This is a genomic window from Campylobacter sp. 2018MI01, assembly GCF_018501205.1.
In the GTDB taxonomy this organism is placed as follows: Bacteria; Campylobacterota; Campylobacteria; order Campylobacterales; family Campylobacteraceae; genus Campylobacter_E.
Map to the genome: position 1 here is coordinate 1 of NZ_JAHCZE010000085.1, position 4,550 is coordinate 4,550.

3 protein-coding genes and 1 pseudogene are annotated in these 4,550 nt (G+C 27.5%); all 4 read left to right on the plus strand.

The window, feature by feature from the left end; genetic code table 11:
• Positions 1-740, plus strand: a 740-nt coding sequence (locus KJQ97_RS08785) for an EAL domain-containing protein (RefSeq protein WP_214120602.1), incomplete at its 5' end; no start/stop codon positions are given.
• A complete protein-coding gene (locus KJQ97_RS08790; RefSeq protein ID WP_214120603.1) occupies positions 737-2,872 on the plus strand; it encodes a type I secretion system permease/ATPase in 2,136 nt (711 codons plus the stop codon). The genes KJQ97_RS08785 and KJQ97_RS08790, both read left to right, overlap by 4 nt.
• Entirely contained in the window at positions 2,869-4,161 is a 1,293-nt protein-coding gene (locus KJQ97_RS08795; protein WP_214118428.1) for an HlyD family type I secretion periplasmic adaptor subunit, read from the plus strand. Before KJQ97_RS08790 ends, KJQ97_RS08795 begins: the two co-directional genes overlap by 4 nt.
• Positions 4,161-4,550 (plus strand): annotated as a pseudogene (locus KJQ97_RS08800) (hypothetical protein); the annotation flags it as partial. The gene KJQ97_RS08795 and the pseudogene KJQ97_RS08800, both read left to right, overlap by 1 nt.

The window sequence follows — 4,550 nt, forward strand, 5'->3', positions numbered from 1 at the left end:
ATTCTTTAAACAAATCAAATAATTCTGATAATATTATCTTAGGTAAAGAGCAATTTAGAACATTTATTTATAACGCTATGAATAATAATGATTTTTGTTTTGCTAGCCAAGAAGTTTTAGATACTGATAATAATGTATATCATAAAGAATTGTATTTGAGATTAAAATATAAAAATGAATTAAAAAATGCTTCTTATTTTATGCCTATTGTAAATGAGCTTAATTTATCAAAAGAATTAGATATTTATGTATTAAGTAAGGCTTTAAGTGAAGAATTTAAATCAGGAATTTCTGTAAATATTTCAAATGATTTAATAAAAGCAGAAAATTATCAAAAATTAGAAAAAATATTCAAAACTAGAAAAAATGAAAAAGTTTATTTAGAACTTGCTATGAGTAAGGAATTAAATATTAGAAATCTTATTGAGTTTTCAAGATTTGCTAAGACTTATGATATAGCTTTAGGGCTTGACCATTTTACTTTAAATAAAGAAAACTTAAGTATTTTAAATGAATTAAATATTTCTTATATTAAAGTTCAGGCAAGAACATTGCTTGATTTATTAGAAGATGTTAATGCTAGTGGGGCTAAAAATGCTTTAGAAATTATCTTAAATTCAAAAGGAATAAAAATAATTGCAATAGGTATAGAAGATGAAGAAACTTACAACAAAATAAAAGAATTAAATATTAATTTAGTTCAAGGAAATTACACAAGTAAAGTTAAGGAAGAAATATGATAAATACAAAAACAGATGAATTGCTAGATTGTCTAGTTATTCTTACTAAGCTTTATAACAATCCTTATAGTGCTGAAGCACTTACGGCTGGGTTGCCTTATGATAAAAATTTAGGTGGTATAGAGCTATTTTCAAAAAATAATAAAAAATCTCTTTTTAGTAGAGCGGCAAAAAGAGCTGGTTTTGCTAGCACATTAGTGAAAAAAGATTTAAAAGATATTCCTAATTTAGTATTGCCTTGTATTTTAATGCTAAAAGACCAAAAAGCATGTATTTTACAAAGTTTTCAAGATAATGATAAATTAAGTATTATTTTTCCAGGATTTGATGGTGCAGCTACATTAGTTAGCAAAGCAGAAATTGAAGAAGAATATTTAGGTTATGCTTTTTATTTAAAAAGAGAATTTGTTATTAAAAATGAAATAAATAATCTTAAAAATAACCCTAATGAGCATTGGTTTTGGGATACGCTTAAAAAATCAAAATCAATTTATGTAGATGTTTTACTAGCTTCATTTATCATAAACTTATTTGTTTTAGCAGGTCCGCTTTTTACAATGAATGTTTATGATAGGGTTGTGCCTAATAATGCAATTGAGACTTTATGGGTTTTAGCTTTAGGAGTATTTGTTGTTTATACAATTGATATGATTATTAAATTAGTTAGAGCTTATTTTTTAGAAACAGCTTCAAAAAAGAGCGATATTATTATGAGCTCATTAATTTATGAAAGAGTGTTGGATATTAAATTGAGTTCTAGACCTGCTAGTGTTGGTTCTTTTGCACAAAATCTAAAAGAATTTGATACGCTTAAAAGTTTTTTTGCAAATGCTAGTATTGCTGCTATTGTGGATTTGCCATTTTGTATAATATTTTTAGCAACAATTTATTTTCTAGCAGGACATTTAGTAGTAGTTCCTGTTATTGTTATGATACTTATTTTAATTTATACATTTAGTATTAGAAAACCTTTACAGACTTCAATAGAAAGCACATATCAAGCAAGTGCATTTAAAAATGGTGTTTTAATTGAGAGTTTAAATACACTTGAGACAATTAAGACTTTAGGTGCAGCATCTTCTTCTCAATGGATATACGAAGAAGCAACAGGAGAAATTGCTAATAAAAGTATAAAAAATAAATTATTATCTAGTTCTATTCCTATGGTTACAGGGTTTTTAGTTCAATTTAACACTATTGCTATTGTTGTATTGGGTGTTTATATGATTAAGGATATGGAGCTTAGTATGGGTGGTCTTGTTGCTAGTGTGATTTTAAGTTCTCGTGCAATATCTCCTATGGGTCAGGTAGCTTCTCTTATATCAAATTACGAGCAGACTAAAACAGCTTATAAGAGCCTTAATGATATTATGAATATGCCAGTAGAGCGTGAAAATGGCAAAAAATTCGTAAGAAGAAATAATTTCTTAGGTGGTATTGAGTTTAAAAATGTTTCATTTGCTTATCCAGAAGCTAAAAAAGAATCTTTAAGTGATGTTAGCTTTAAGATTAATGCTGGAGAAAAAGTTGCAATTATTGGTAAAAATGGTAGTGGAAAAACAACTATAGAAAAATTAATTATGGGACTTTATGAGCCAAGTAAAGGTAGTATTCATGTAGATGGTATTGATATTGAGCAAATTGACCCAGTGGATTTAAGAGAGCATATTGGCTATGTTTCTCAAGATATTATGCTATTTAAAGGCACTTTAAGAGAAAATATAGTTTATAAAGCACCTTATGCAAGTGATGAAGAAATTATAAAAGCTGCAAATATTTCTTGCGTTAGTGAATTTGTAAATTCTCACCCACTTGGATTTGATATGCCTGTTTATGAGCGTGGAGAAGGTATAAGTGGGGGTCAAAGACAAGCTATTGCAATATCAAGAGCGTTTATAACAAATACACCTATTATGCTACTAGATGAGCCAACAAATCAAATAGATACTCAAACAGAAGCAAAAGTTATAAATAATTTAAAAGAAGCTTGCAAAGATAAAACATTAATAGTAATTACTCATAAACAATCACTTCTTAGTCTAGTTGATAGAATAATTGTAATTGATAATGCTAAGGTAGTTTTAGATGGAAGTAAAGAAGAAGTTTTAGCAAAGTTAGGAGCTAGTAAATGAAAAACTATACAAAAGATGATTTAGATTTTATGAATAGCTTATCACAAGCTGTATTATCAAAAAGCTCTCAAAAAACAAAAACTATGCTTTATATAATTATTACTTGTGTAATTGGTTTGATTGCTTGGATGAGTGTAGCAGAGATTGATGAGATTACAAGGGGGCAGGGCAAGGTAGTGCCTAGTGGTCAAAATCAAGTAGTTCAAAACCTAGAAGGTGGTATAGTTCAAGAATTATTAGTAAGAGAAGGCGATGTTGTAAAAAAAGGTCAAGTATTACTTAAGATTGATAATAAAAGTTTTGAGAGTTCTTTAGGCGAGAGTGAAGTAAAAATTAGTGAGCTTTTGGCTAAAAAAATTAGGCTTTTTGCTCAAGCAAATAGTAAAGAATTTGATATTAGTATTTTAAGCGAAGATGAAGTAAATAAAATTTTCCCACAGACTTTAAAAAACGAACAAAGTTTATATGAGAGTAATATAGAGCAATTAAAAGAAAAAATTTCTCAAAAAGAAAGCGAAATAAAGGAACTAAAATCAAAAATCAACCATCTAAGCACGAGTTATAATTTAGTATCTAAACAAAATGATTTGACTTATAGTCTTTATAAAAAAGGTAGTGTAAGTGAAGTTGAATATTTACAAATTAGCAGACAATTAAATGATATTAGGGGAGAATTATCTCAAGCAAGATTATCGCTACCTAAATTAGAAGCTACATTAAATGAAATAAGATTAGGTTTTATTAATGATTCTAAAAAAGAACTAAATGAAACAAATGCTGAAATTGCTAGAATTAATAAAAGTCAAATAGGTCTTGATGATAGGGTTGATAGAACCTTAGTAAAAAGCCCTGTAAATGGTATAGTTTCAAAGCTTAATGTTCATACTGTTTCAGGAGTAATCAAGCCAGGTGAAAATATAGCTGAAATAGTTCCACTTGATGATAGATTGATTGCTGAAGTTAAGGTTAAACCTGCTGATGTGGCATTTTTAAGAGAAGGTTTAAGAGCTATTATTAAGGTAAGTGCTTATGATTTTAGTATTTATGGTGGACTTGAAGGACAAGTTATGCAAATTAGTGCCGATACAGAAACCAATGATAAAGGAGAGAGTTTTTATTTAGTAAAAATCGTAACAGAAAAAAATCATCTAGGAACAGATGAGCACCCACTAAATATCAAAGTGGGTATGATAGTAAATGCTGATATTGTTACTGGTAAAAAGACTATATTAGATTATTTATTAAAACCAATATTTAAAACCAAACAAAATGCTTTAAGGGAAAGATAATGCAAATAATTATAAATGTAGAAGATAAAGAGCTAAGAACTTATTTAGAAGAAATATTGAATGATTTTAATGTATATTCAACAAATTATTTAGATGTAATAATAGCTAAATACAAAGATGCTAATGTTATAATTTGCGATAATATTGATAGTATAAAAGAATTATCAAAATATAATTTTAAATGCCTAGCTATATCAAAAAATCCAAATTTTATAGAATCTCAAGCGTTTTTAAATGGCAATGCTAAAGGTTATGCAAATGCAAGAATGCAAAAAATTCACTTTATAGATGCAATTAATTGTATTAGTAATGGTGGTATATGGTTATTACCTGATATTATTAATAATATGATAAGCCTTATTAATCAAAGCTATAAACAAGATAATAAT